The following is a 25,357-nucleotide window of genomic DNA, read 5'->3' as shown; positions in this document are numbered from 1 at the left end:
ACAAATGGGAATAACCAAGTTATGAGCAAACATTACGACTATATTGCAATTGGCGGCGGTAGCGGCGGTATTGCGTCAATGAACCGTGCCGCGATGTACGGACAAAAGTGCGCCCTAATTGAAGGCAAAGAGTTAGGCGGCACTTGTGTTAACGTCGGTTGTGTACCGAAAAAAGTGATGTGGCATGCAGCGCAAATTTCCGAAGCGATTCGTGCATATGGTCCAGACTATGGTTTTGACACCACCATCAATGATTTCAATTGGAAGAAATTAATTGAAAGTCGTACTGCTTATATCGACCGTATTCATCAATCTTATGACCGCGTGCTGGGTAATAATAAAGTTGACGTAATTAAAGGTTTTGCCCGTTTCGTTGATGCGCATACTGTTGAAGTCAATGGTGAAATCTACACTGCGGATCATATTCTGATCGCAACAGGTGGACGCCCAGTGATCCCCGCGATCCCCGGTGCAGAATATGGCATGACTTCCGATGGCTTCTTTGAATTGGAAGCGTTACCAAAACGCGTTGCTGTTGTCGGTGCTGGCTATATTGCGGTTGAACTGGCAGGTGTATTGAATGGTTTAGGTAGCGAAGCACACCTGTTTGTTCGTAAACATGCGCCTCTACGTGCTTTTGACCCACTCATCGTTGAAACGCTAGTGGAAGTGATGAACACCGAAGGTCCAACACTGCATACTGAATCCATTCCGAAAGAAGTGGTAAAAAATGCAGATGGTTCACTGACACTTAAATTAGAAAATGGTCATGAGCAAACCGTTGATGCGTTGATTTGGGCAATCGGTCGTGAGCCAATGACGGATAACCTGAATATTGAAGCGGCGGGTGTTGAACTGAACGCGAAAGGGTATATCAAGGTCGATAAGTACCAAAATACCAATGTAGCGGGTGTTTATGCTGTCGGTGATAACACGGGTGCTGTTGAATTAACGCCTGTTGCGGTTGCTGCGGGTCGTCGTTTATCTGAGCGTTTATTTAACAACAAACCAGATGAGCATTTAGATTATTCCAACATACCTACGGTTGTATTCAGCCATCCACCAATTGGTACTGTGGGTTTAACTGAGCCAGAAGCGATTGAAAAATATGGCTCAGATGCCGTGAAATGCTATAAATCTTCATTTACCGCGATGTATACCGCAGTCACTTCTCATCGCCAACCATGTCGCATGAAGCTGGTATGTGTGGGTGAAGATGAAAAAATTGTTGGTATTCATGGAATTGGTTTTGGTATGGATGAGATTCTGCAAGGCTTCGCGGTTGCACTAAAAATGGGCGCAACCAAGAAAGATTTCGACAATACCGTCGCAATCCATCCAACCGGTGCAGAAGAGTTCGTGACAATGCGTTAAGCATTTGCGTGTAAATAAGTCATAAAAAAGAAGGTCAGATAATATCTGGCCTTTTTACTTTTTAATTCCCCCGAAAGGTTCTTATCAGCCCCTATTAATTTTTACATTATTAATTGGGCATGCTTCCTATTATCTTCCCTCCATCATTTATTTTTTGTGGAGTAGATATGGATCCGTTGCTTTCTGATGGTGTGCCACAATGTGGTGCAAAATACCATGTAATTCACAGCGTTCAACATGATGAATATGGCGATAAAGTCGCTTTAACTTACAGTGAAGACCCCGAAAAATGGAAAAAAGCGATTGGCGAATTATTGCTGTTCCAATTTGGTGTTTATGATGGTCCTTTCATTTCCAATGAAAACTATCTCGATGGTAGGCTCTTGTCATCGTTAGATAAATCAGGATTACGACATCTCAATCAGCAGCTTTTTCTAGCGGGTGTTACGGGATCCAACAGACCAGCGGTGGGACGAATTCTGGATCTAGGGTGTGGCTGGGGATATACGCTGAAATATTTAGCCGAATACTTTACGGAATGTGCCACCCTAGATGGCATTAATATTAGCGCCCAACAGCTTGATTATTGCGATCAACTCTATAGTGACGAGCGGCTTCGTAAGCGAATCAATCTGTATTTATGCCAAGCTCATGACCTCTCATTATTATCCGATGAAGAAAAATATTATGACTTAGCGATTATTCGCGGCGTAATTTCCCATTTCACCAACGATGTTTTCGAAAAAGTATTTTCTGCGCTATATCCAAGATTGCGTAAGGGTGGAAAAATCATCATTTCAGATAATTTATACAATATAGAATTGGATGAATATCAGTCAGATACCCCCGATGAAGTTGACCGATTAGCTTGCAAATACCGCAAAACTCCCAAGTATGTTCGGCAAGTTATTGAACATAGCGGATTCGTTATTAACGATTTTCGGGTGCTACCGTCAAATATTGATGTCGCCCGTTGGTTAATGGAATCCAAAGCCAATATTGAACGCCATTTCCCTGAAGGTGTCGATGGGGCTTTAGAAGAGCTACGGGTTTTAGCCGAAAACTTCTCTGTCGCACTGTTAAAAAACAAAGTTTCCACTTACAGCATCATTGTCGAGAAAAAATAAAGAGGTCATTGCATGCCATTACAACTTCCTTCTCTACCTCACCCATTTTTACCCGCTATTCATCCTAGCTTTTATCCCAACAATCCCACACCTTATATTCAACTTGATGAGTATGACCATCACCCATTTGAAAAAGTCACTCGGGACTATGCTGACCACTTTGAGTTATACGCTGATGACACCCAACGAGCGCGGCTGGCAAACTGTCATTGTGCATGGTTTGGTTCGTTAATGTTCCCGGTCGGCAGTGATGAGCTACTGCAAATCGGCATTGATTTTTGTATGTGGTCAATTGCTTACGACGATGAATACTGCGATGAGGGGGAAGTCGCACATCAACCTGAAAAGCTGATTCAATATTCAGCAGAGATTTGGCGACAATTTGAGGTGCCGGAATACAAGCTATCTAATGATCGATACGCGCTTGCTGCGCGCGACCTACGTATTCGCTTAGATAAATACGCAACGGCAGAACAAACCGCGAGGTTTGTGGAGTATATGCGGGTGTATATGATGGCAGAAATGTGGAAAGCCGTGAACCCAGCCCCTTCATTGAATGATTATATGACGATCCGTTTAACGGGAGGTGGCGCACTTGCTTTTCCGACATTAGGGCACATTATTGCAAATGTGGATATTGCTCAGAGTGACTATGAAAATCGTAAAGTTCGCGTGTTATTTGAAGCGCTAGCCAACTTAATGGTATGGGAAGCGGAGCCTCACGCTTATATCAAAGAATCTGTACGTGGTGCGACGGATAAAGAACATAATTTAATTCGTGTGCTGATGCGTGAGCGTCAATATGGGCTCGATGAGGCAATTCAGGAATATTTAGAGATGCGTGATCGGCTACTTGGGCTGATTTTGCGTTTGAAAAAAGATATTGAAAAAGAAGCCCCTGCGGGTGTCTGCGAATATATTGAAACGTTGATTCGCTACTATATGGGCGCGACAGTCTGGTCACAAAACACACGACGCTATAAATCTATCAGCGGTCAGGGCGGGGAGAGTGTGTTTGAGGGAGGGCGTTTGACGGAGCAACTTCCAGAGTCACAATTTAATGCAACTCAGCCGATTGATTTTGATGCGGTTCGTTGGTGGTGGCATTACGATCCCTTGAATTCATTCGACATGTTTTCAAGGGATGCGTAGAGAACGTACTACATCGCCAGCAGCGCAGCAATCTCTGGGTGTGTTGCTAAGTTATCCATATATTTTTGCATCGCAGGGGTGGCGGTATAGTTGCAATATTTAGTTAAAAACATCACAAAGCAGCCCACATATACGTCAACTGCCATCAATGTTTCACCGCAAATATAGGGCTTGGCACTGGCAAGGCAGACATCTAGTGTTGCTAAAGTGCGTTCAACGCTGCCAAAGCCTGACGATTTTTGCTGTTCTTCTGTTAATTCCACGCCTAAATCAAGGACGGTAAACGCAGATTCAATCGGACCTGCGGTGAATAAAAACCAGCGGTAATAAGCACCACGCTCAGGGCTATTGAGTGCTGGAGCAAAGCCTTTTTCAATAAATTTATCGGCTAAATAAAGACAAATCGCCGCACATTCAGTAACAATGACATCTCCATCAACTAATGCGGGTACTTTTGCCATCGGATTAATGGCAAGGTATTCCTTGGTGTGCATCTCTGCACCATAAGCTAATTCAATGCGCTTATAGGGAACGTCCATCATTTTTAAGAGTAATTCAGCGGTATTGCCGCGGGACATTGCATTGGTAAATAGAACTAGCTCGCTCATCGTGATTTTCCTTAAATGAAGTAGAGCACTCACTATAGGCGAGAGCAGTGTCAGAAATTGTCAGGAGTGACACACAAGACTTCTTGTTGCCAACGGGTGAGTAAATAGCCTTTCGGGTAGGGAAGTGTCTCGCTTAACACGGTGTAAGATTGCATTCTATCTAAGCGGAAATGGCGATAGCTTTGGCGCAGCTCGCACCACGCGGCTAACACTTGGGTATCTTTCATATAGCCCACCGCAATCGGCCAAATAATCCGTTCACTGGGTTGCCCTTTAATATCCATATACGCTATTTTGGCTTTGCGCTCTTCCCGTAAACTCAAGCGCAAATTTTTAGCCACATGCTCGTCAACTTCATTAAGTTGAGTTGTCGGGGCAAATAAAGTATTACTGTTTAGGATGATCTGCGCCTCTTTACCCACCATGGCATTAATTTTATTGAGCGTGCGTAGCGCTGAATTTTTGAGTTCTGTATCAGCGTTACTTTTTACCCAGCGTAACCCTAAAATCAGCGCTTCCAATTCATTTTCATCGAACATCAATGGTGGCAGTAATAATCCGCTTTTTAACTGATAACCGATGCCAGCTTCACCAGTAATTTCAGCCCCTTGGTCGCGTAGCGATTCAATATCACGATAAATGGAACGAACACTCACTTCTAACTGACAGGCAAGGGCGTCTGCGGTAACCGGATAGCGATTCTCTTTCAGGATCTGGATCAGCGTGAGTAGGCGTTGGGTGCGAGTCATTCAGCTCTCAATTAGGATGTTATGCAAGTTATTGTCATCATACTAAAGAAAGTAGCAATGTAATGCTAATCGTCTTCACTACACGCCATAAAACCTATACTCCATAAAACCTTCACTTCTTATTCATCTCACTGTCATCTCCCCGCCGTAGCCTGCCATGGCAATTTGAACACGCGTGCAAAAAAAATCACTTAACAAAAATTCGTACTGCAAAACCAAACACTAGGAGAAGCAAATGATTAAGCGCACATTATTGGCATCAGCTCTGATCGCCTCAACATTTGGCGCTAGCGCCGCAGAATTAGTTATTGCCGGTCGAGACAGTAGTTACGGTGATGCGATGCAGTTTGTTGTCGATGAATATAAAAAAAATAATCCAAAAGCAGAAATCACGCTAGTGAAGCGTCCAAGTAAAGGGTTATACGAAAGCGTCGTGCTCTCCATGCGCGAAAAGACGGGCAACTATGATGTGATTTTAATGGACGACACATGAGCACCTGAGTTCCTTGCTAATAAGTGGTTATCTCCGCTTCCTGATGCATTACACGATAAAGACTTTATTCAATCCACCGTGGATATTGGTCGCCAAGATGGTCAAGGGGCGACCTATGCGTTACCAATGGTAGGTAACGTGGCGATGTTCGCTTGGAATAAAGACCTCTTCGACCAGTATAAACTTCAGCAACCGAAAACATGGACGGATGTGTTGAACTCAGCGAAAACCATTAGCCAAGATGGCAAAGCCAATGGCGTGGTTTATCGTGGTGTGAAAGGTAACCCGATCGTGACGGGATTTTTACCAATTCTGTGGGGATATGGTGGCGATGTTGTTGATGCTAACGGTAAACCAACCTTAAATACTCCACAAGCCAAACAAGCGTTAGAAACGTTCTTGGCGATGAAGCAATATGCACCGAAAGGTGTCGATGTGTATAACGCCGATGAAGTGCGTGATGCGTTACAAAAAGGCACAGCGGCGATGGCAATCGAAGTGTGGCCAGCATGGGTGCCTGATCTTGATAATGCCAAGGTATCAAATGTGGTGGGTAAAATGGAAATGATGGCACCTCCCGCAGAAACAGGGCAGTCAGCACCAATGTTAGGTATTTGGCAGTTAGCCATTCCGGCGGATGCGAAAAACAAAGCAGAAGCCGAGCAATTCCTCGCATTTGCTAGCAGTGCAGCGATGCAAAAAGCTTTAGCGCTAAATTTTGGTACGCCACCTACCCGTCATAGTGTGTATGCAGACCCCCAAGTCGTAAATCAATACCGTTGGTACCCACAACAAGCCGCCGCATTAGAGGCCGGTAAAGCGCGCCCACGTATTCAAAATTGGGCAGAAGTGGAAAGTATTCTTGGGGACTTTTTACAAATGGCGATGATGGGGCAAATGACCGCAGATCAAGCTTTGGAACAAGCACAAAAACGTATTGAACGTAGCACCAAAAAATAGTGATGTTTTCATGGCGCTAGCTTCTAGCGCCTTTATGGAATGCTGAGTATGTTATTTGAAAATCGTAAACAGCTGTTTTGGCTACTTTTCCCCGCACTTATTATGCTGGGATTATTGACGCTGTATCCCATCGTATCCGTGCTGTATCACGCATTTGGGCAGGTAGATTATATCGATGATAGTTATCACTTTATTGGCTGGTCAAACTTTGCTGAATTGTTCGATGACTTTTTCTTTCTGGCTGCCATCAAAAATACGTTCATTTTTACGCTAGTAGCGTCCATCGCCCAGGTTCTCTTAGGACTGTGGCTAGCACTGCTGTTTAACCGTCAATTTGCTGGGCGAAAATTTGCTTTACCTATCATTATCTACCCAATGATGCTCTCCACACTGGTGTGTTCATCGATTTGGCGCTCTTGGTATAACTATGATTTTGGTTTTTTAAATAGTTTGCTGGTGGCTATTGGACTACACCCCCAAGAGTGGTTATTCAATCCGAATTTAGCCCTGTATGCCATTGCATTAGTTGATACATGGCAATGGACACCGATGGCATTTCTGATCATTTTGGCGGGTTTACAGTCCATTCCTAAAGATATTGGCGAAGCGGCGATGGTGGATGGTGCAAAAGGTTGGAAATCCTTTATTTACATCACGCTCCCGTTAATCAAAAAACAGCTGATGTTGGCGTTTTTACTGCGTTCTATCGATACATTTAAGTTATTCGACAAAGTGTATGTGATGACAGGTGGGGGGCCAGGCAACTCCACCGAGACATTATCGATGTTTGTCTATAAATACGGTTTTCGATTCTTCGATTTAGGCATGGCGAGCGCGGCGGCATTAGTGATGCTGGCGATTTCATTACTGATGACGTTGATTTATGCCCGTAACGTCATGAAAGGGCGCTGATTATGAAAGCAAAAATACATACGTTAATTGTTTGGATTGCCGTTTTTAGTATGACGCTACCCATTATTTGGATGTTTGGCACAGCGTTTAAATCACCCTCTGAAATTTTGCAATCGGGGGCTAAGCTATTACCTAGCCAGCCGAGTTTCTCGGCATTTAAATCCTTATTTGAAGGGGATTTGCTGAGGTTAATTGGTAACACCGTTTTAATTTCTGTAGGGGCTACCGCACTCTCTGTGATACTCGCTTTTTTTTGTGCTTACGCCTTAGTGCGTTATCGCTTTCCCGCAAAGCTCGATAACGTGTTTTTACTGGGTGTTTTAATTATCAAAATGATGCCGCCCATTGTAATTGCTATTCCGCTTTATTCTCTGATGAATCACGTTGGGTTACTTAACACGCGTATCGGACTGATTTTGTCTTATCAGGTGTATACCTTGCCGTTTTGTATTTGGATGCTGCTTGGATTTATCCGCGATATTCCGTTAGAAATTGAAGAAGCGGGCGCGATGGATGGCGCAAATCTATTACGCCGTTTGGGCTATATTGTTTTTCCTCTCTGTGCACCGGGGCTAGTGGCAACAGCAATTTTCTCCATGATCCTAGGCTGGAATGAGTTCTTGTTTTCACTGTTATTTATTCATACGCCGGACAAATTCACCCTCCCACTGTTTATTTCTAATTTTATGACAGAAGACGGCACTGCATGGGGTGAAATGATGGCGATAGGGATTGTTTCTTCACTGCCAATGCTGGCACTTGCGGGCTATATGCAGCGTTATTTACTACGTGGTTTCTCGATGGGATTGAAATAATAGGCACTTATCATGAAAAAACTTGAACTCATTCAAATTGGTAAAAGTTACGGGGGACACTGCGTAATCCCACAAGTCGATTTAACGATCGATGAGGGTGAATTTGTGGTGTTTGTGGGACCTTCTGGCTGTGGAAAGTCCACATTGCTGCGCATGATTGCAGGGCTGGAATCGATAACAGCAGGAGAGCTGCGACTGAATGGTCAGCGCTTGAATGATGTGCATCCCTCGCTGAGGCATGTGGCAATGGTGTTCCAGTCTTATGCGTTATACCCCCATATGAGTGTCGAGAAAAATATGGGATTCCCGCTCAAAATGGCGGGTATGAGCGCTCGGGATATTACTCAGAAAGTTCGCGCTACCGCCGAAAACTTACAGCTGACGCATTTACTTGGTCGCTTACCATCAGCGCTTTCTGGCGGGCAACGCCAGCGTGTCGCCATTGGTCGTGCAATTGTGCGTGACCCCGAACTCTTTTTATTTGATGAACCGTTGTCGAATCTCGATGCTAAGTTACGCGGCGAGATGCGTATTTACTTGAAACAGCTTCATCAAAACCTAAAGGCCACCATGATTTATGTGACACATGACCAAGTTGAGGCTATGACCTTAGCCGACCGCATCGTCGTCTTAAATCAAGGGCGCATTGAGCAAGTAGGTACGCCAGAAGCGCTATATAACCAACCTGCGAATAAGTTTGTAGCGTCATTTATTGGCTCTCCGGTGATGAACTTTATGACACCACAAGTATTTAATTCGATAGATAGGCGATTACCGATTGAGGCGGCATATGTGGGGGTTCGTCCTAATCAAGTCGTGGTAGACAATCAACACCCCGATGCACTCATGCCAATTTCTGTCGTGGAGCCTCTTGGGCATTCACGTCTCTATTATGGTTCATTACAAGGTCAACACTTTGTGGTGGAAAGTGATCAGGCTTGTGTTGCGGGTGATGCGCTGCCGATTAACGTTGGGCGTTCGGCGTTACATTTTTTTGATGCGCAGGAACAACGGATTGAGCCCCAACAAATAAGGACGAACCATGCAGCCTAGTTTTCAAATTACCGTCGTAGGAACGGGGGATGCTTATGACAGTGAGCGGACAAACGCCAGTATCTTGGTGGAAGAATTCGGTTACCAATTGTTAGTAGATTGTGGTCCGTCAGTTCCTCAAGCGCTGTTTGGAAAAATGCATGTGGAGGACTTGGACGCAATTTATCTAACGCATACCCATCCTGATCACTGTTTGGGATTAACGTCTTTGCTGAATTGGATGGATTCATACCAGCGTAAGCACCCACTTACGATTATTGCTCAGCGGGAACAATGGGCATTATTAACGCCACTTTTGGCGTTTGCCCACTGGCCTAAATCTCAATTAGGATTTGACATTATTCGGCAAAATAGTGAAGACATACAGTATATTGGCGACTGGAAAGTGACAACGGCGTTAACGCAGCATTCGGTGAGTAATCGTAGCTTGCACCTGACGGCGAATTCGGGGCGCAGCCTGTTTTACTCAGGGGATGGTGAGATTTCGCCCCAAGGGGAACAACTGGCGTTACAAAGTGATTGGGTATTTTTGGAGTGTGAAACCCTCGATATTCATCCGAGTCATGGCTCTTGGGCGTCTCTACACCAGCGATTACAAAAGTTATCTCCAAAATCGAATAGCCAATGGCGGCTTTATCATATTGAGCAGCGTTCCCGAGATAGCTTGAGTGAACATATTGTCGAATATCCGTTTCTTCAGTTGGCTCAGCAGGGGGAATGCTTATCATGATGCACAACCGAAAAGTGACGGCATCGGATGTGGCTGAGGTGGCAGGCGTTTCCCGTTCGTCGGTATCTCGGGCATTTACGGAGGGCGCGAGTATCCACCCGAAAAAACAGCAAAAAATCCTAGAAGCGGCGAAAAAGTTGGGGTATCAACCCAATTTTTTTGCTCGTACGCTCGGTATGCCCTCTCAGAAAAAACGTTCGAATATTGTGGCTATTCTGGTCAGTGATTTATCGAACCCCTATGAGTCTTATTTGTTTGAAGCGTTATCTAGTGCCTTACAGGGGCATGGGAAACAGCCAATGCTGCTGAGTGTGAAACAGGCGAGCGATCTTGATGGTGCGATTCTACAACTATCGGGCTACCAAATTGATGGGGTGGTAGCGGTGGTAGGGTCACTTCCTGCGGAACATTTTCATCTGTGCCTAAAGCTCTCGTTACCACTCATTACCTTGGGTCGTGCTGATGCCACAGGGTTGATTCCGTCAGTGCAAACGAATAATCAATTAGCGGGGGAAATGGCGGCAAAATACCTATTAAGTTTAGGATTAAGCAAGCTAGGATTTATGGCAGGAAGAGGGGATGGTCAAGCATCAAATGAACGTTATCAAGGATTTAAGCGTTATTTAATGGCATTAGGTCAGCCAGAACCGATCTGCTTATCAGCAGGAAGCTACCGCTACCAAGCTGGATTTGAGGCAGCATTATTGCATCAACCGCAGATGACATCCTTAGAGGGACTCTTCTGTGCTGCGGACTCTTTGGCACTAGGCGTGATGGATTATTGCCGCCAAAGGTTAAATATCGAGATCCCACAACAATTACGGATAATTGGGTGCGATAATATTCCAATGGCGGGATGGGAAGGGTATCAACTTACAACGTTGGCGCAGCCAGTGAATAGCATTGCTCAGCAAGTCATGATTTTACTGGAAGGGATTTGGACTCAGTCCTGCTATCAACCAAAACTGATTCAGCTGGAACCGGAACTCATCGTGCGAAAAAGTGCATAAAAAACGCCTACAATGAGGCGTTTTGTGTATTTAGGTTACTGGCTTTTTTGCCACCAAGAGACAATGTAATCAGCTACTTGGTCTGGATTATTGATATCCAACTGTGGGACATTGGTATCGATGATTTCGTCGCTGGCGACTGCCACAACATACTCATCAATTAAGCCATTTAAGGGTTTACCAACATCGGATCGGAACAGTGCGATCTTATCGATAGGCTCACCTTTAAAGCCCTCAACTAAGATCAGATCTAATGAGGTAGGATCAAAACGGCTGGCAAGGTAATTCAGGTTCATATCATTGCATTCAGGGGTTTCGGTCATTAATGCCCAGCGTTGATTACTGGCGACTAACGTTTGATCTGCACCTGCTTTGCGTAATTCATAACTGTCTTTGCCCGGTGTATCAATCTCCATATCGTGATGCGTGTGCTTGATTAAGCCGACACGGACATGGCGTTGTCTCAGTAGCGGGATAACTTTTTTGAGTAGGGTGGTTTTTCCGGTTCCACTGTAGGCGGTGATCCCGAGTAAAGGTAACGTGTTCTGGCTCATGATTATTTTTGTTGCAACTCCCAGTTACGGCTATCTTCCGGCGTATTTAAATTAGCAAATATGCCGGTTTCAGAGGTAAACATGACGCTTTTTGCATCGATTTCACGCATAAATAGCATCAATTTGCGATCCCCTCTTGCGAGGTAATCATCCAAGGTTTTTTGTAGAGACCGATGAATCAGAGTAAATGTGGGGTGTTCTCGCTCATTATCACAGGCGTAGCAGGCAAGATGCTCACCTTTTTCATGAAACATTTTCTCAGCTAAGTCAGTTGGAAATTCAGGAACATCGCAAGGGACAAATAGCAGCCAATCTGTCGTGGCTTGATGCAGTGCGGCTTGCATACCAGCTAACGGACCTGAAAAATCGGTCGTCAAATCGCTAAAGACAGGCAGCTGGCTTTGAGCATATTCGGCGTGATGGCGATTTGCGTTGATCAGTAACCGACCAACTTGTGGCTGTAAGCGTTCAATAATATAGCGGTACAACGGCTTACCCAATAAAGGTATGAGCCCTTTATCTTGCCCTCCCATGCGAGTGCCTTTGCCGCCTGCGAGGATAACGCCTGTAATTGACTGACGAAATGACATGTTCAATATCTCTGAAAATCTTAGCGAAAATGTTTCAACGAACTTAAATAATTTTTTGAGTATAGTTACAGCTAAAATCTATTCTATTTTCCTATAAAATCAATGAATATTAATACAAGAAACGGTTAAACTTTACTTAGATTGACAACTGTTCCCTTTTTCTATTGTAGGATTATTGGTAACTTGTATCGAATATTCGTGATAAGGAATAAACATGAAATGCCATCGTTTAAATGAAGTCATTGAACTTCTGCATCCAGTATGGAAGGACAACTCAGATTTAAATCTCGTGCAACTATTGCAAAAACTGGCTGATGAAGCGGGTTTTAAAGGCAGTTTATCTGAACTGACTGACGACGTATTAATTTATCATCTGAAAATGCGTGGTACTGATAGTAATGCGGTTATCCCTGGTATTCAAAAAGATTACGAGGATGATTTTAAAACGGCGATTTTGCGCGCGCGTGGCATCATAAAAGACTAAATGGATATGGATTTAACAGAACATTCGAGCTTTAACTTTAGTGGAATCTCCCCTGATGTGATCCTTGATGCGTTGATGGAAGCGGGTATTTATCCCGAATCAGGGCTCACTGAGCTAAATAGCTACGAGAATCGTGTTTACCAATTTCAGGATGAAAATCGCCAGCGCTATGTGGTGAAGTTTTATCGACCTGAGCGTTGGAACCGATCTCAAATTCAAGAAGAGCATGATTTTACCCTTGAGCTGCAAGATGAAGGTCTATCAGTCGCAGCACCGTTAGAATTTGCAGGGCAGACTGTTTTAGAGTTTGGTGGATTTATGTTTGCAGTCTTTCCGAGCATCGGAGGGCGCCAATATGAAACAGATAACTTATTTCAACTTGAAGGGGTAGGGCATTTATTAGGTCGTGTCCATCAGATAGGCAAACAACGAAATTTTGCATTTCGTCCGACTATCGGTGTGGATGAATATCTCGATCAGCCTAGAAATATTATTGCTACGAGTTCATTAATTAGAGAGCGTGATAAAACACCATTAATTGATTCGTTAGATAAGTTGATTGCTCAAGTTAAAATGCTGTGGCCTGCTCAGCAATCATTTATCCGCCTACAAGGAGATTGTCATCCCGGTAATATTTTGTGGCGGGATGAAGCTTGGCTGGTGGATTTTGATGATGCTCGCAATGGTCCTGCGGTACAAGATTTATGGATGTTGCTCAATGGCTCACGCCAAGAGCAAATTATTCAACTGGATACGTTATTAGAAGCGTATAACGAGTTTTGCGATTTTGATGTACGTGAGTTAAAGCTGATTGAACCGCTACGTGCGATGCGAATGGTACATTACTTAGGATGGATCCTTCGTCGCTGGCAAGATCCTGCTTTTCCGAAAGCATTCCCATGGATCCAATCTGCTGATTTTTGGCAAAAACAATCAATTGAGTTTGCACAGCAAACCGAACGATTGTTGGAAGTTCCTTTGCAATTGAACCCGCAATTTTAATATTTAAGACTGTGTTTTTGGAGAATGTTTTCTATGAAAAAAATCATGTTGGCTTTGATTGGTATTGCCATGTCTTTTGGTGCCGCAGCAGCAAATTATTCAGAAGGTAAAGAGTACTCTGATGTTAAACCTCCGGTACAGGATTTACCGCAAGTACTAGAGTTTTTCTCATTTTATTGTCCACACTGTTATCAGTTTGAAAGCATATATAAAGTACCACAGACCGTTGAGAAAAACCTGCCAGAAGGCGTGACTAAAGCTCGTTATCATGTTGATTTCTTAGGTCCTTTAGGTGCTCAGCTGACTCAAGCATGGGCAGTCGCGATGGTGCTGAAAGTCGAAGATAAAGTGACCCCAATTCTGTTTGAAGGCGTTCAAAAAACGCAAACTATCAATACCCCAGCAGATATCCGTAATGCGTTTATTAAAGCGGGTGTGACTGGTGAAGAATATGATGCAGCACTGAATAGCTTTGTTGTGAAATCGTTAGTCGCGAAACAGCAAAATGCAGCGCAAGATTTAAAACTGCGCGGCGTGCCAGCGTTATTCGTCGATGGTAAGTACCAAATCCGTAATAATGGTATTTCTGTGGATAACGCAGATGACTATGCTAAAGAGTACTCAAAAGTTGTGAACTTCTTAGTCAATAAAAAATAATCCAAGAAGATAGCGGTAACTTGCCGCTATCTTTTTATTTACGGATTGTCCGTTATCAATATCCACAATTCGACCATCGCCCCTGATTTGTGATACATCAAACCTCTAGTCGCTAACTCATTGATTTTATTTTCTTGTTTTCTTGTTGCAATTCTCTTACTTATTGAATCCGTTAGATAACCAAATTTTACTCACAAAGTTATCCACAGGATATTCGCCAGCATAAAAAACGATAACTGTGTGGGAATTTGAATCTCAAGGTGTATCTGAAGCCACAATGTGGCATCCTATTCCCCATTCATTCCCGATAAACAAGATGATGACAGATTATGGCTCAGATTGCTGAAAATCCCCTTATTTTGGTAGATGGCTCTTCCTACCTGTACCGTGCTTATCATGCATTCCCTCCATTGACCAACAGCGCTGGTGAACCAACCGGAGCGATGTATGGCGTGTTGAATATGCTACGTAGCCTAATCATGCAATACACCCCAAGTCATGTGGCTGTTGTCTTTGATGCCAAGGGAAAAACGTTCCGTGATGAATTGTTTGAAAGCTACAAATCCCATCGTCCGCCAATGCCAGATGATTTACGCGCGCAAATTGAGCCATTACATGAAATGGTTGCTGCGATGGGACTTCCTCTGTTGGTGATCCCCGGAGTGGAAGCAGATGACGTGATTGGTACGTTAGCGCGTGAAGCGAGCAGCAAGGGTATGCCGGTGTTAATCAGTACAGGTGATAAAGATATGGCGCAATTAGTCGAGCCAAATATCACGCTAATTAATACTATGACCAACACCATTTTAGGACCTGAAGAAGTGGAAGCAAAATACGGCGTTCCACCAAGTTTAATTATCGACTTCCTCGCGCTAATGGGTGATTCATCGGATAATATTCCGGGTGTCCCAGGCGTTGGCGAAAAAACCGCACTCGCGTTGTTACAAGGTATTGGTAGCTTAGAAGATATCTATAAAAATTTAGAGGCTATTGCTCCATTAGGTTTCCGTGGTTCTAAAACCCTTGCGCCTAAAATGGAAGATAACCGCGAATTAGCGTTTTTATCCTACCAGTTAGCCACTATCAAAACCGATGTTGAACTTGATAAGCCTTGCGAAGAGTTAAAAGTTGCGGAGCTCGATGCGGATAAACTGCATGCATTATTTAGCCGTTATGAATTCAAACGTTGGCTAGCAGATGTTGAAAATGGGACTTGGATGGACGGCAAAGGTGCAAAATCTGCAAAAGTCGCTGAAAGTTATCGTGCTCCAGAAAGCCAGCCAGCAGCAAAAGCTAAGCCAGCAGTACCGACGCTGAGTGCTGAAAATTATGAAACGATTTTAGACAAAGCACAGTTAGACCGTTGGGTAAAAAAACTGAGCGAATCGACGCTGTTTGCCTTTGATACTGAAACCGACAGCTTAGATACTCAAGAAGCTCGCTTAGTGGGAATGTCTTTTGCTATCGAAGCAGGTCGCGCGGCGTATTTACCTGTCGGGCACGATTATCTTGATGCCCCTGCCCAGCTATCGTTGGACGAGGTGATCGCAGTTATGAAGCCTATCTTGGAGAATGAGAAGATTGGCAAAATCGGTCAAAATTTAAAATATGATGCCGAAGTCCTGCTAAATTACGATATTGAACTAAAAGGCATCGCGTTTGATACGATGCTGGAATCGTATGTGTTGAACAGTGTGGCGGGTATGGGACGCCATGATATGGACAGCCTCGCCGATCGTCATCTCAACCACAAAACCGTGAGTTTTGAAGAGATTGCGGGTAAAGGTAAAAAGCAATTAACCTTTAATCAAATTCCATTAGAGCAAGCGGCGAATTATGCTGCCGAAGATGCTGATGTGACGTTGCTATTACATCAAGCGTTATATCCTCAACTGGAGTCTGAACCAAAATTAGCCCATGTTTTCCAGAATATTGAGATGCCACTCGTCCCTGTGCTGGTGCGGATGGAGCGTAAAGGTGTTCTGATTGATGCCGCTGTATTGACGGCTCAATCTCAAGTCATTACGGCGCGTTTAGCTGAATTGGAAAAACAAGCATTCGACTTGGCAGGTGAAGAGTTTAATTTGGCATCGCCAAAACAGCTACAGACGATTTTGTTCGAAAAGCTGCAATTGCCTGTTATTAAGAAAACGCCAAGTGGCGCAGCTTCAACCAATGAAGAAGTGCTCGAAGAGCTAGCCTTAAACCATGCACTACCAAAATTATTGTTAGAACACCGTAGCTTAGCGAAACTCAAATCGACTTATACCGATAAACTACCACTAATGATTAACCCAAGAACGCAGCGTGTGCATACGTCCTATCATCAAGCTGTGACTGCGACGGGACGTTTATCTTCACGTGACCCGAACTTACAAAACATTCCAGTGCGTACCGAAGAAGGTCGTCGTATCCGCCAAGCGTTTGTGGCTCGTGATGGTTATAAGGTCATGGCTGCGGACTATTCACAAATTGAATTGCGTATCATGGCGCATCTTTCCCAAGATAAAGGCTTACTGACCGCTTTTGCGCAAGGGAAAGATATTCATAGAGCAACAGCTGCGGAGGTCTTCGGTGTTCCATTAGAGGAAGTGACCAGCGACCAACGTCGTAGTGCAAAAGCGATTAACTTTGGCTTGATTTATGGTATGAGCGCATTTGGACTGGCGCGTCAGTTAGGGATCCCTCGTGGAGAAGCACAGCGTTATATGGATCTCTATTTTGAGCGTTACCCGGGCGTATTGCGTTATATGGAAAATACGCGTTTGCAAGCGTCAGAACGCGGCTATGTCGAGACATTAGAAGGGCGTAGATTGTATCTCGCAGACATCAAGTCGAGCAACGGTATGCGTCGTAAAGCGGCAGAGCGAGAAGCAATCAATGCACCAATGCAAGGTACCGCAGCCGATATTATCAAAAAGGCGATGATAGCCGTGGATAATTGGCTTGAAACAGAAAAACCAAGTGCGGACATGCTAATGCAAGTACACGATGAATTGGTTTTTGAAGTCAAAGAATCCGAGCTAGAAAAAGTACAAGCAAAAGTGCAGGAGTTGATGGAACAGAGTATGACGTTGGATGTTCCCCTCAAAGTAGAGGTGGGTGTGGGTTCAAACTGGGACGAAGCCCACTAATACTCGTTTACTCATCATATTTCGGGCTGTAGGGGGGTAGGTTGCACTCGGCCACCCTAGTCACATACTTGTGTATGCTCCTAGGGATATCCTCGTTTGCCGCCTACCTACAGCCGCGAACTATTTAGAGTATTGATTGGGAAAGAAATAAAAATAGAAAAACGTTTAATAAAACGGTGGGCTATTCAGAATATTGGTTAGTCTGGGTTTTAAAAGCAAAAGATAATGTAAGGCACCCCAAAGGTTGGAGACAATGTTTGGGGTGTTTTTTTATCAGTGGAACATGCGTTAATCTTTCCGCCATTTTATTCTCTTTAAATTGCAGTTAATTCGTCGGTAAAACACTGAATTTTAAAACTATCAGTGAAATGACGTAAGGGATAATTATGCGACTTAGATCTCATAAATATGTAGTAAAAATACGTTTTATGCGAGTTTTTAGACGATTCTCGGGGCTGAATCGTAGTAAGCTTTGAAAAAAAACTACAAAAAGCCTTTTTTTCGAGCGAAAAATAAAGTACATTATCAGGCGTAGGGTACAGAGGTAAGATGTTCTATCTTTCAGACCTTTTACTTCACGTAATCGGATTTAGCTGAATATTAGCTGCTCCAGTCAAGTTTTTGACTGGAGCATTTTTTTTGCATAAATTCTGATGCGCTAACGGCATAGACCGTTGTACGCCGCGATTGGCGTACAAGGAACGAAAAGATTATTCTGCGGAAGTACTGTACCAGCTATCGAGTTTGATACGTAACTTATCAATACCTATCTTTTTCAGTGCCGAGAAATATTCCACTTCAATATCGCCTTCAGCTTCAAGAGGTGCTAATGCTTGGCGAACTTCCATTAATTGTTTCTTTCTCGCGCCAGAAGCCAGTTTGTCAGCTTTGGTGAGTAGAACGAGGACGGGAATGTTCATCGCAACTGACCATTCGATCATTTGCATATCAAGGTCTTTCAGTGGATGACGGATATCCATCAAAATTACTAACCCTTTGATACATTCTCTTTTTTGTAAATATTCACCGAGAGCTTGCTGCCATTTGCGCTTCATGTCTTCAGGCACTTCGGCATAACCGTAGCCCGGGAGGTCAACTAGGCGAATGCCCTCTTCAACTTCAAATAGGTTGATAAGCTGAGTTCTTCCCGGTGTTTTACTGGTACGCGCTAAGCTTTTTTGCTGTGTTAATGCATTTAATGCACTGGATTTGCCCGCGTTAGATCGGCCAGCAAACGCCACCTCAATGCCCGTATCTTTTGGCAGATGACGGATATCGGGGGCACTGATGACAAATTTTGTCATGTGATAGTTGTGGTTTTTAATTGCCATTGGTGGTTCTCCCTGAGTAGCCTCAAAAGGCTGGGGGATTATAGCGACTGAATAGCATACAAACAACAAAAGGGGGATATTTGATGCTATATCTATTTGAGAATGACATTATGCGAAAGCTTTCTCATTTAAATGTCCTACAATTAATTATATTTAGCGAAATTTAACTATTCGGCGTAAATATAGGTAAATCTTTAGCAATTACCCCCGCTTCGCTCTAGAATTGGGCATTAATATGTTTTTGGGTATTAACAAAAGGGATCTTGAATGTTGAAACGAATTTTTGTGCCATTATTGGCAGTCTGTGCGATGAGCACAACTTCTCTTGCATTAGCAGCTGGTGAAACTTACGTTAAATTAGTGACGTCAGCAGGTAATATTGAATTAGAGCTAAATAGTAAAAAAGCCCCTGTTAGTACTGAAAACTTCCTGCAATATGTTAATGAAGGTTATTACAACGGCACCACTTTCCACCGTGTGATTCCCGGCTTTATGATCCAAGGCGGCGGTTTTAATAAAGAATTGCAGCAAAAACAAACTCGTGCACCAATTGCTAACGAAGCTGATAATGGGTTACGTAATTTACGTGGAACCATTGCGATGGCGCGTAGTGCAAATAAAGACAGTGCAACAAGCCAATTCTTTATTAATGTTGCTGATAACGCATTCTTAGATCACGGACAGCGTGATTTTGGCTATGCCGTATTTGGCAAAGTGGTTAAAGGAATGGATGTCGCGGATAAAATTTCGAAAGTCAAAACAGAGAATGTCGGACCATACCAAAATGTTCCTGTTGAACCAATCACGATTATTTCTGCTGAAGTGATTAAAAAGCCTTAATATCTTTCTCATGAAGAGGATGGTTTTCGTTAATCATCCTCTTTATTTCGTTTAAAACCCCTTTCTTTGCATTTTTTCTTATTTCCTAGCTTGCGAATGCATGATTTTTTCGTGGGTTAACCGTATCTTCTGATTTTACCCATCTGACCGTTGTGATTTTACTTTATTGTATTTAAAGCATTTCTTGTCCAATTATGAAATTGTTATATCTCTGTGAATATAATTCCATGATTTTTATATGGAAATTTTTATATTGAAAATAGATTACTTGACTTAAATAGGCTATTTTCCTGTCTTGGCTGTGCTATGATAGCCGCCCTTTGTGTAAATTTATGGATTTTGGGTGGCGCTCTGATTGCTAACCGCTATAAATTATGCATAAACAAAAAACTTATAATGATAAAAATCAGTCGGATAGGCTACTATGCTTTTACTTATTGATAATTACGATTCATTTACATACAACTTATACCAATACTTTTGCGAACTAGGGGCTGAAGTGCTGGTGAAACGTAATGACGAAATTACCATTGAAGAAATTGAACAATTGGCTCCAACCCATTTGGTCATTTCACCCGGTCCTTGTACGCCAGATGAGGCGGGGATTTCTCTGGAAGCGATAAAATATTTTGCGGGCAAAGTACCTATTTTGGGTATTTGCTTAGGTCATCAAGCGATTGGTCAAGCATTTGGCGCATCTGTTGTAAAGGCGCGTGAAGTGATGCACGGCAAAACTTCGTCTATCCATCATAACCATCAGGGGGTATTTAAAGGGCTTAACCGACCTTTAACTGTGACCCGCTACCATTCTCTTGTGATTGCGGCTGAAACACTTCCTGCTTCTTTTGATGTTTCTGCTTGGTCATTGAATAACGGGGATATTGATGAAATTATGGGGATCCGCCACAAAACCCTGCCAATAGAAGGGGTTCAATTCCATCCCGAAAGTATTCTCAGCGAACAAGGTCATGAGCTGTTGAGTAACTTCCTCAAATACTAGTCACTATATTTTCCGGCTAGCAAAATTAATTATGCATATTTTACCCTTTCCTCTTGCTCTTTATTGATTTTTTATTCATATTTGATGCTTATATTTTCACTTAAGCATTCGATAAAGAGCAGGTGAGGGGTATGTCAGAACAACAAGCAGTCAATCGGCAAACTTTCGATCAGGTTATGCTACCTATTTTTTCGCCAGCTGAATTTATTCCAGTTAAAGGCGAAGGGAGCCGCGTTTGGGATCAGCAAGGTAAAGAATATATTGATTTTGCAGGCGGGATTGCGGTTTTAGCGCTAGGTCATTGTCATCCGAGTCTAGTTGCGGCCGTGCGTGACCAAAGCGAAAAACTGTGGCACGTGAGTAATGTTTTTACGAATGAACAGGCGCTAAAACTGGCTCAAAAATTAACGAAAGCAACGTTTGCAGACCGCGCGTTTTTTGTTAATTCAGGTTCTGAAGCAAATGAAGCCGCGTTTAAGCTAGCGCGTCGATATGCCATCACCAAATATAGCCCATATAAAACGAAGATCATTGCATTTAAGCAAGCTTTCCATGGCAGAACATTATTTACGGTGTCAGTTGGTGGGCAAGCAAAATATGCAGATGGTTTTGGTCCAAAGCCTGCAGATATTATTCATGTGCCTTTCAATGACCTTGATGCCGTCAAAGCGGTCATCGATGAAAACACGTGTGCAGTCGTGCTGGAACCCGTTCAAGGAGAAGGAGGGGTGACACCTGCAACTCTAGAATTCCTGCAAGGAGTACGTCAACTTTGCGATGAAAATAATGCATTGCTTATTTTTGATGAAGTACAAAGCGGTATGGGGCGTACAGGGAAGCTATTCTCTTATATGCATTACGATGTGACACCTGATATTTTAACCACTGCCAAAGCGCTCGGTGGCGGCTTTCCAATCAGTGCGATGATCACCACTGAAGATATTGCACAAACGATGGAAGTAGGTTCTCACGGTACGACATACGGTGGAAACCCACTAGCATGTGCAGTCGGTAATGCAGCATTCGATATTATCAATACAGATGAAGTGCTTGATGGTGTTGCAAAACGCCGTGAGTTATTTACCGCACACCTAAATAAGCTAAATGACCAATATGGAATTTTTGCTGAAATTCGTGGAATGGGCTTATTAATTGGTGCAGAGCTCAAAGGTAAATTACTGAATCGCTCGAAAGATGTGTTACAAGCCAGTGCAGCAGAAGGGTTGATGATGCTCAGTGCAGGAGCCAACGTGTTGCGCTTCACACCATCACTGATTATTTCTGAGGAAGAGATTAACAGTGGGATGGCGAAACTGACGGCAGCAATAGAAAAGCTATTGGCTGAATAATTAACTCAAAGCTCAAAGAGGTATCACCCTCTTTGAGCTTTAGACTTATTTTCGGGTGGAAATTCTTTGTTTGATAATTTCTGCTTTCTGTTTTTTCACGGCAATATCGGTTTTCAATGCTTCTATTTGTTGTGCATTTCTTACCATTTCTTTGTTGATATTCATAACAAATTCATCTTGTAACTGCGGCATTATGGGTTGTTGAGTTCGATGATTTTGTAATCGATTAATTGATTTTTCTTGTTCTAATCGAGAGTTGAAGGTTTTTTTCGACGAGATATTTTTCTTTATTGGCTGATTTTCAGTGCTCCTATTTTTCGTCATGTCAGTTGTCGATTTGACTGTACTTCCTGATGTGTAAAGTCCGATCAAATTGCCATTAATTTTCTTCGTTTTTATCGTTTTGGGCGTAGATTTTGTCTCCTGTATTGCCGGGCTTTCCGGTTTTTTATAAGAAAATTCATTTGGAATATTTCTCTCTTCTAATATCGGATTGAATGATGTTGACGCTCGAGTTTTTTCACTGGCTGAATTCATTCTGGTGTGTGTTGTTTTTGATATCACATTACGAACAGGTTTGATCGTCGATTTTGGTGTATGTCGGGTAACGTGCTCTTTCTGACTATTTTTTGTTAAGTTTACCAGCGTTAAATTCGACGATTTATGCTTAGATAGTCGGTCACTGGATGCTAATTGTTGTTTTGCGCTCACCGGAGTGCCATCTGTACGGAATACCGTCGGTTTTACTGTTGTATTGATCTGTTTCTTTTCTTGTTTCACTGTTTTTAATTTTCGAGATAATGCAATGGCTGGAGGCTGGGATATTTGTGGTGTGGCTGTGTCAGAAGGTGTTTGCGTGGGGGGGAGGCTATTTTCATGCTGTTCTTCTTTAGCATTAAAATATTGAGCAAATACCGTGCCATCGTAATGATTATGGATTAATGGTTTAGTTTGTTTATCCCATTTTTTAAATTTATTTGATACAAAATCATCATAAAATTCTTGTTTCCAAGCAGGCAACTGTTCACAGGATTCAAATGACTCATCATCCCATGATGCATCATCCATTGTGGTCATAATAAAATCGTGAGTGGTGTTTTGGTCTTTTAATTCTGTTTCATGATTTTTTAAATTAAAAAAATCATGACGACTTTTTATTTTAGCAATTTGATTGGCAATTAATGAAATTTTAGTCTCAGAACTTAATGAACCTTGGTTGGTTTTTTGGATATAGAGTTTGAGTGCGGAACTGGTGTCACATCGAATTTTTGGGAATGAAATGGGCATATGATACCTCACCTTGATAATGTAAAAATGAGGCTAGTTTATTCAGTAATATGTACTTGCAATATAAAAAAACGACTTTAGATAATTAACTAATTGATAAAAAAGGCCTAACAAATAGCGGTTAGGCAAAAGTGTGGCATATTCATTAAGGTGCTACATATGGCAAAAATTTGGAATGCTATTTGCTCGTAAGATTCTTAAAGAATACGAAGCTCTTATTAAATTCAATTGAATGGGTATCAATGTTTTTGTTTGAATGAGTACCAAACATAACCGCTACCTTCGGCTTAGAAACATGCTGGGTAGGTTGGCTATTAGGAACTAAACGACCAATACTCAATGAAGATACAAAACGTGTTTGAGGCAAATTGTTGACTTTTTCCAGCGGCTTTTTCGCTAATGCGGGGCATTTTGTTGTTGAGCGATTTGCCGCATCTAAATGTTCGAAAAAAGCCTGCTTTTTCAAGAAAGTGTTAATACAGCGTTTTTGGTATTTCTCTAAATGCTGAAGAGACTCTGCATGGCTTAGATTATTAATGTGTGTCATGAATGAAATCCTAAATAATTATTGGCTAACTATTCAGTATTCTATATAGAAGAATGTTTTCTATAATATCAAAAAACGCGGTTATTTTTTGTTCAGGCGAAAAGGTTATATTACTGACATGTATAAAAAAGGGTTTATATCACTGATACAAACCCTTTTTATTCAGAGTCCAGCTAATAAGCTAGACGGAAAAATAAATTATCGTGTGCCGTAGACAACAATTGTTTTACCATGCGCGGAGATTAAATTTTGGTCTTCCAGCATTTTTAAAATACGACCCACTGTTTCACGGGAACAACCGACGATTTGACCAATTTCCTGACGGGTAATTTTAATTTGCATGCCATCAGGGTGAGTCATCGCATCAGGTTGTTTTGCTAAATTTAACAATGTTTGAGCAATACGACCAGTAACGTCTAAGAATGCAAGGTTACCTACTTTTTCGGAAGTGGTTTGCAAGCGATTCGCCATTTGCGCAGAAAGACGCATCAGGATATCTGGGTTGACTTGAATCAGCTGACGGAATTTCTTATAGGAAATTTCAGCGACTTCGCAAGCAACTTTTGCGCGAACCCATGCAGTACGTTCCTGTCCTTCTTCAAATAACCCAAGTTCGCCAATGAAGTCTCCCTGATTTAAATAAGAGAGAATCATTTCTTTGCCTTCTTCATCTTTGATTAAAGCAGCCACTGAACCTTTAACAATGTAGTAAAGGGTTTCTGCTTTTTCACCCTGATGGATCAGAGTGCTCTTGGATGGATACTTATGAATATGGCAGTGTGACAAAAACCATTCAAGAGTAGGGTCTGTTTGTGGCTTGCCGAGAACCATTAGCGTTATCCTCTGTATGTTATTGCAACCTTTCGAAAAGTAGGGAAAGGCTGACTTTAAAGTGTCTAGCTTAGCATATTAAGTCACATTGATGCCTATTATTAATGCTGCTATGGGCCAATGCAAATTAATATCAATTGTATAATATAATCAATTGAAACGTTGAGTTTTGATCTTAATCCTATCAACTAAGCATTGTTTGTATCATATCCAATGTCGAATGTCTTCCCTGTATCGCTTCAGCCTAATAATGCTGATATAACATTGTCTAGATATATGGAACAATGAGGCGATAAACATCACTATTTTTTGAGAGGAATAAAAATGGAAGCACGCGTAAAGTGGGTAGAAGGACTCTCTTTTTTAGGTGAGTCAGCATCAGGTCACCAAATTATGATGGATGGTAATGCAGGGGATAAAGCGCCCAGCCCAATGGAGATGGTTTTAATGGCGGCGGGTGGATGTAGTGCGATTGACGTTGTTTCCATCATTCAAAAAGGTCGTCAGGATATTCTTGATTGTGAGGTGAAATTAACGTCACAGCGCCGCGAAGAAGCGCCTCGCTACTTCACTGATATCAATTTACATTTTATTGTCACTGGTCGTGAATTAACAGACAAAGTCGTTGAACGCGCCGTCCAACTTTCGGCGGAAAAATATTGCTCCGTCGCAATCATGTTAGAAAAAACGGTGAATGTGACTCATAGCTTCGAAATTAAAAACGTATAATCGTGTTTATATTCAGATGCTTATCTTTATTATCGATAA

At 42.5% G+C, this 25,357-nt stretch carries 26 protein-coding genes and 1 pseudogene; 19 read left to right on the top strand and 8 right to left on the bottom strand.

What is annotated here, in order from left to right:
- Positions 1-21: 21 nt before the first annotated feature.
- From gorA to PR766_RS10460, 3 genes are all read left to right on the top strand, one after another.
- Complete coding sequence (gorA, locus tag PR766_RS10470; protein ID WP_006663047.1) at positions 22-1,374, top strand: glutathione-disulfide reductase; 1,353 nt, start codon at positions 22-24, stop codon at positions 1,372-1,374.
- A 167-nt stretch (positions 1,375-1,541) separates the two neighbouring features.
- Entirely contained in the window at positions 1,542-2,501 is a 960-nt protein-coding gene (locus tag PR766_RS10465; RefSeq protein WP_154635995.1) for an SAM-dependent methyltransferase, read from the top strand.
- A gap of 12 nt (positions 2,502-2,513) precedes the next feature.
- Positions 2,514-3,653, top strand: coding sequence for a terpene synthase family protein (locus tag PR766_RS10460; protein WP_154635996.1), 1,140 nt, complete (start codon positions 2,514-2,516; stop codon positions 3,651-3,653).
- Between the two features lie 8 nt (positions 3,654-3,661).
- Here PR766_RS10460 and PR766_RS10455 read toward each other — a convergent pair whose 3' ends face one another.
- Both PR766_RS10455 and PR766_RS10450 read right to left on the bottom strand, forming a co-directional pair.
- Entirely contained in the window at positions 3,662-4,261 is a 600-nt protein-coding gene (locus PR766_RS10455; RefSeq protein WP_036966515.1) for a glutathione S-transferase family protein, read from the bottom strand.
- 50 nt (positions 4,262-4,311) lie between these two features.
- Positions 4,312-5,010 (bottom strand): helix-turn-helix transcriptional regulator, encoded by a 699-nt coding sequence (locus tag PR766_RS10450; protein WP_006659570.1) that lies wholly within the window; start codon positions 5,008-5,010, stop codon positions 4,312-4,314.
- 235 nt (positions 5,011-5,245) lie between these two features.
- On the opposite strand from PR766_RS10450, the gene PR766_RS10445 reads away from it, so the two are divergent.
- From PR766_RS10445 to PR766_RS10415, 7 genes and pseudogenes are all read left to right on the top strand, one after another.
- The gene (locus PR766_RS10445; RefSeq protein ID WP_230086760.1) at positions 5,246-5,503 is read left to right on the top strand and encodes a hypothetical protein; all 258 of its coding nucleotides are present in this window, start codon (positions 5,246-5,248) and stop codon (positions 5,501-5,503) included.
- A gap of 36 nt (positions 5,504-5,539) precedes the next feature.
- Positions 5,540-6,463 (top strand): annotated as a pseudogene (locus PR766_RS10440) (extracellular solute-binding protein); the annotation flags it as partial.
- A 48-nt stretch (positions 6,464-6,511) separates the two neighbouring features.
- A complete protein-coding gene (locus tag PR766_RS10435) occupies positions 6,512-7,375 on the top strand; it encodes a carbohydrate ABC transporter permease (protein WP_154635997.1) in 864 nt (287 codons plus the stop codon).
- Between the two features lie 2 nt (positions 7,376-7,377).
- Positions 7,378-8,190, top strand: coding sequence for a carbohydrate ABC transporter permease (locus PR766_RS10430; RefSeq protein ID WP_006663041.1), 813 nt, complete (start codon positions 7,378-7,380; stop codon positions 8,188-8,190).
- 12 nt (positions 8,191-8,202) lie between these two features.
- A complete protein-coding gene (locus PR766_RS10425) occupies positions 8,203-9,243 on the top strand; it encodes an ABC transporter ATP-binding protein (protein WP_154635998.1) in 1,041 nt (346 codons plus the stop codon).
- The gene (locus PR766_RS10420) at positions 9,233-9,973 is read left to right on the top strand and encodes a ribonuclease Z (protein WP_154635999.1); all 741 of its coding nucleotides are present in this window, start codon (positions 9,233-9,235) and stop codon (positions 9,971-9,973) included. The genes PR766_RS10425 and PR766_RS10420 overlap by 11 nt, the downstream gene beginning before the upstream one ends.
- Positions 9,970-10,983, top strand: coding sequence for a LacI family DNA-binding transcriptional regulator (locus PR766_RS10415; RefSeq protein ID WP_154636000.1), 1,014 nt, complete (start codon positions 9,970-9,972; stop codon positions 10,981-10,983). Before PR766_RS10420 ends, PR766_RS10415 begins: the two co-directional genes overlap by 4 nt.
- A 35-nt stretch (positions 10,984-11,018) precedes the next feature.
- Here the strand turns inward: PR766_RS10415 and mobB are convergent, their stop codons facing one another.
- Together mobB and mobA are read right to left on the bottom strand one after the other, a co-directional pair.
- On the bottom strand, positions 11,019-11,537 hold the full coding sequence (gene mobB, locus PR766_RS10410) for a molybdopterin-guanine dinucleotide biosynthesis protein MobB (protein ID WP_006659563.1): 519 nt from the start codon (positions 11,535-11,537) through the stop codon (positions 11,019-11,021).
- A 2-nt stretch (positions 11,538-11,539) separates the two neighbouring features.
- Complete coding sequence (gene mobA, locus PR766_RS10405) at positions 11,540-12,127, bottom strand: molybdenum cofactor guanylyltransferase MobA (RefSeq protein ID WP_154636001.1); 588 nt, start codon at positions 12,125-12,127, stop codon at positions 11,540-11,542.
- A gap of 214 nt (positions 12,128-12,341) precedes the next feature.
- On the opposite strand from mobA, the gene PR766_RS10400 reads away from it, so the two are divergent.
- The 5 genes from PR766_RS10400 (at position 12,342) to PR766_RS18450 (ending at position 18,001) form a co-directional block, all read left to right on the top strand.
- A complete protein-coding gene (locus PR766_RS10400; protein ID WP_006659561.1) occupies positions 12,342-12,611 on the top strand; it encodes a YihD family protein in 270 nt (89 codons plus the stop codon).
- Positions 12,612-12,617: 6 nt separating this feature from the next.
- Positions 12,618-13,613 (top strand): serine/threonine protein kinase, encoded by a 996-nt coding sequence (locus PR766_RS10395; protein ID WP_036966595.1) that lies wholly within the window; start codon positions 12,618-12,620, stop codon positions 13,611-13,613.
- 33 nt (positions 13,614-13,646) lie between these two features.
- Positions 13,647-14,270 (top strand): thiol:disulfide interchange protein DsbA, encoded by a 624-nt coding sequence (dsbA, locus tag PR766_RS10390; protein WP_006663036.1) that lies wholly within the window; start codon positions 13,647-13,649, stop codon positions 14,268-14,270.
- Positions 14,271-14,599: 329 nt separating this feature from the next.
- The gene (polA, locus tag PR766_RS10385; RefSeq protein WP_036966531.1) at positions 14,600-17,404 is read left to right on the top strand and encodes a DNA polymerase I; all 2,805 of its coding nucleotides are present in this window, start codon (positions 14,600-14,602) and stop codon (positions 17,402-17,404) included.
- Between the two features lie 549 nt (positions 17,405-17,953).
- A complete protein-coding gene (locus PR766_RS18450; RefSeq protein ID WP_438361642.1) occupies positions 17,954-18,001 on the top strand; it encodes a hypothetical protein in 48 nt (15 codons plus the stop codon).
- A gap of 113 nt (positions 18,002-18,114) precedes the next feature.
- On the opposite strand, the gene yihA is transcribed toward PR766_RS18450, so the two are convergent.
- Entirely contained in the window at positions 18,115-18,735 is a 621-nt protein-coding gene (gene yihA, locus PR766_RS10380) for a ribosome biogenesis GTP-binding protein YihA/YsxC (protein ID WP_006659556.1), read from the bottom strand.
- A 267-nt stretch (positions 18,736-19,002) separates the two neighbouring features.
- On the opposite strand from yihA, the gene ppiA reads away from it, so the two are divergent.
- The 3 genes from ppiA to PR766_RS10365 all read left to right on the top strand — a co-directional run bounded on the left by ppiA (position 19,003) and on the right by PR766_RS10365 (position 21,924).
- Positions 19,003-19,575, top strand: coding sequence for a peptidylprolyl isomerase A (gene ppiA / locus PR766_RS10375; RefSeq protein ID WP_006659555.1), 573 nt, complete (start codon positions 19,003-19,005; stop codon positions 19,573-19,575).
- Positions 19,576-19,999: 424 nt separating this feature from the next.
- Positions 20,000-20,575: an aminodeoxychorismate synthase component II gene (locus PR766_RS10370; RefSeq protein WP_006659554.1), complete on the top strand. Its 576-nt coding sequence runs from the start codon at positions 20,000-20,002 to the stop codon at positions 20,573-20,575.
- 131 nt (positions 20,576-20,706) lie between these two features.
- Positions 20,707-21,924 carry an aspartate aminotransferase family protein gene (locus tag PR766_RS10365; protein WP_154636002.1) on the top strand — a complete coding sequence of 406 codons (1,218 nt, stop codon included), beginning with the start codon at positions 20,707-20,709 and terminating at the stop codon, positions 21,922-21,924.
- 45 nt (positions 21,925-21,969) lie between these two features.
- Here the strand turns inward: PR766_RS10365 and PR766_RS10360 are convergent, their stop codons facing one another.
- The 3 genes from PR766_RS10360 to crp form a co-directional block, all read right to left on the bottom strand.
- Positions 21,970-23,211 carry a hypothetical protein gene (locus tag PR766_RS10360; protein WP_154630979.1) on the bottom strand — a complete coding sequence of 414 codons (1,242 nt, stop codon included), beginning with the start codon at positions 23,209-23,211 and terminating at the stop codon, positions 21,970-21,972.
- A 178-nt stretch (positions 23,212-23,389) separates the two neighbouring features.
- Positions 23,390-23,758, bottom strand: a complete 369-nt coding sequence (locus PR766_RS10355; RefSeq protein ID WP_154636003.1) for a hypothetical protein — start codon at positions 23,756-23,758, stop codon at positions 23,390-23,392.
- A gap of 198 nt (positions 23,759-23,956) precedes the next feature.
- The gene (gene crp, locus PR766_RS10350) at positions 23,957-24,589 is read right to left on the bottom strand and encodes a cAMP-activated global transcriptional regulator CRP (RefSeq protein WP_154636004.1); all 633 of its coding nucleotides are present in this window, start codon (positions 24,587-24,589) and stop codon (positions 23,957-23,959) included.
- Positions 24,590-24,913: 324 nt separating this feature from the next.
- Here crp and PR766_RS10345 point away from each other — a divergent pair, with 324 nt between their 5' ends.
- Entirely contained in the window at positions 24,914-25,318 is a 405-nt protein-coding gene (locus tag PR766_RS10345; protein WP_006663031.1) for an OsmC family protein, read from the top strand.
- Positions 25,319-25,357: the final 39 nt, after the last annotated feature.

Source organism: Providencia sp. PROV208 (assembly GCF_028479465.1).
Lineage (GTDB): Bacteria > Pseudomonadota > Gammaproteobacteria > Enterobacterales > Enterobacteriaceae > Providencia > Providencia alcalifaciens.
The sequence above is the reverse complement of the archived record's forward strand: the minus strand, read 5'-3'. Positions and strand labels throughout refer to the sequence as shown.

Coding starts and splice junctions, on each gene's coding strand:
- ppiA (WP_006659555.1), top strand. CDS start 19,003: ATGTTGAAACGAATTTTTGTGCCATTATTGGCAGTCTGTGCGATGAGC.
- dsbA (WP_006663036.1), top strand. CDS start 13,647: ATGAAAAAAATCATGTTGGCTTTGATTGGTATTGCCATGTCTTTTGGT.
- PR766_RS10430 (WP_006663041.1), top strand. CDS start 7,378: ATGAAAGCAAAAATACATACGTTAATTGTTTGGATTGCCGTTTTTAGT.
- polA (WP_036966531.1), top strand. CDS start 14,600: ATGGCTCAGATTGCTGAAAATCCCCTTATTTTGGTAGATGGCTCTTCC.
- PR766_RS10360 (WP_154630979.1), bottom strand. CDS start 23,211: ATGCCCATTTCATTCCCAAAAATTCGATGTGACACCAGTTCCGCACTC.
- gorA (WP_006663047.1), top strand. CDS start 22: ATGAGCAAACATTACGACTATATTGCAATTGGCGGCGGTAGCGGCGGT.
- mobA (WP_154636001.1), bottom strand. CDS start 12,127: ATGTCATTTCGTCAGTCAATTACAGGCGTTATCCTCGCAGGCGGCAAA.
- PR766_RS10460 (WP_154635996.1), top strand. CDS start 2,514: ATGCCATTACAACTTCCTTCTCTACCTCACCCATTTTTACCCGCTATT.
- PR766_RS10445 (WP_230086760.1), top strand. CDS start 5,246: ATGATTAAGCGCACATTATTGGCATCAGCTCTGATCGCCTCAACATTT.
- PR766_RS10465 (WP_154635995.1), top strand. CDS start 1,542: ATGGATCCGTTGCTTTCTGATGGTGTGCCACAATGTGGTGCAAAATAC.
- yihA (WP_006659556.1), bottom strand. CDS start 18,735: ATGGCAATTAAAAACCACAACTATCACATGACAAAATTTGTCATCAGT.
- PR766_RS10365 (WP_154636002.1), top strand. CDS start 20,707: ATGTCAGAACAACAAGCAGTCAATCGGCAAACTTTCGATCAGGTTATG.
- mobB (WP_006659563.1), bottom strand. CDS start 11,537: ATGAGCCAGAACACGTTACCTTTACTCGGGATCACCGCCTACAGTGGA.
- PR766_RS10400 (WP_006659561.1), top strand. CDS start 12,342: ATGAAATGCCATCGTTTAAATGAAGTCATTGAACTTCTGCATCCAGTA.
- PR766_RS10455 (WP_036966515.1), bottom strand. CDS start 4,261: ATGAGCGAGCTAGTTCTATTTACCAATGCAATGTCCCGCGGCAATACC.
- PR766_RS10425 (WP_154635998.1), top strand. CDS start 8,203: ATGAAAAAACTTGAACTCATTCAAATTGGTAAAAGTTACGGGGGACAC.
- crp (WP_154636004.1), bottom strand. CDS start 24,589: ATGGTTCTCGGCAAGCCACAAACAGACCCTACTCTTGAATGGTTTTTG.
- PR766_RS10415 (WP_154636000.1), top strand. CDS start 9,970: ATGATGCACAACCGAAAAGTGACGGCATCGGATGTGGCTGAGGTGGCA.
- PR766_RS10450 (WP_006659570.1), bottom strand. CDS start 5,010: ATGACTCGCACCCAACGCCTACTCACGCTGATCCAGATCCTGAAAGAG.
- PR766_RS10345 (WP_006663031.1), top strand. CDS start 24,914: ATGGAAGCACGCGTAAAGTGGGTAGAAGGACTCTCTTTTTTAGGTGAG.
- PR766_RS10370 (WP_006659554.1), top strand. CDS start 20,000: ATGCTTTTACTTATTGATAATTACGATTCATTTACATACAACTTATAC.
- PR766_RS10435 (WP_154635997.1), top strand. CDS start 6,512: ATGTTATTTGAAAATCGTAAACAGCTGTTTTGGCTACTTTTCCCCGCA.
- PR766_RS10355 (WP_154636003.1), bottom strand. CDS start 23,758: ATGACACACATTAATAATCTAAGCCATGCAGAGTCTCTTCAGCATTTA.
- PR766_RS10395 (WP_036966595.1), top strand. CDS start 12,618: ATGGATTTAACAGAACATTCGAGCTTTAACTTTAGTGGAATCTCCCCT.
- PR766_RS10420 (WP_154635999.1), top strand. CDS start 9,233: ATGCAGCCTAGTTTTCAAATTACCGTCGTAGGAACGGGGGATGCTTAT.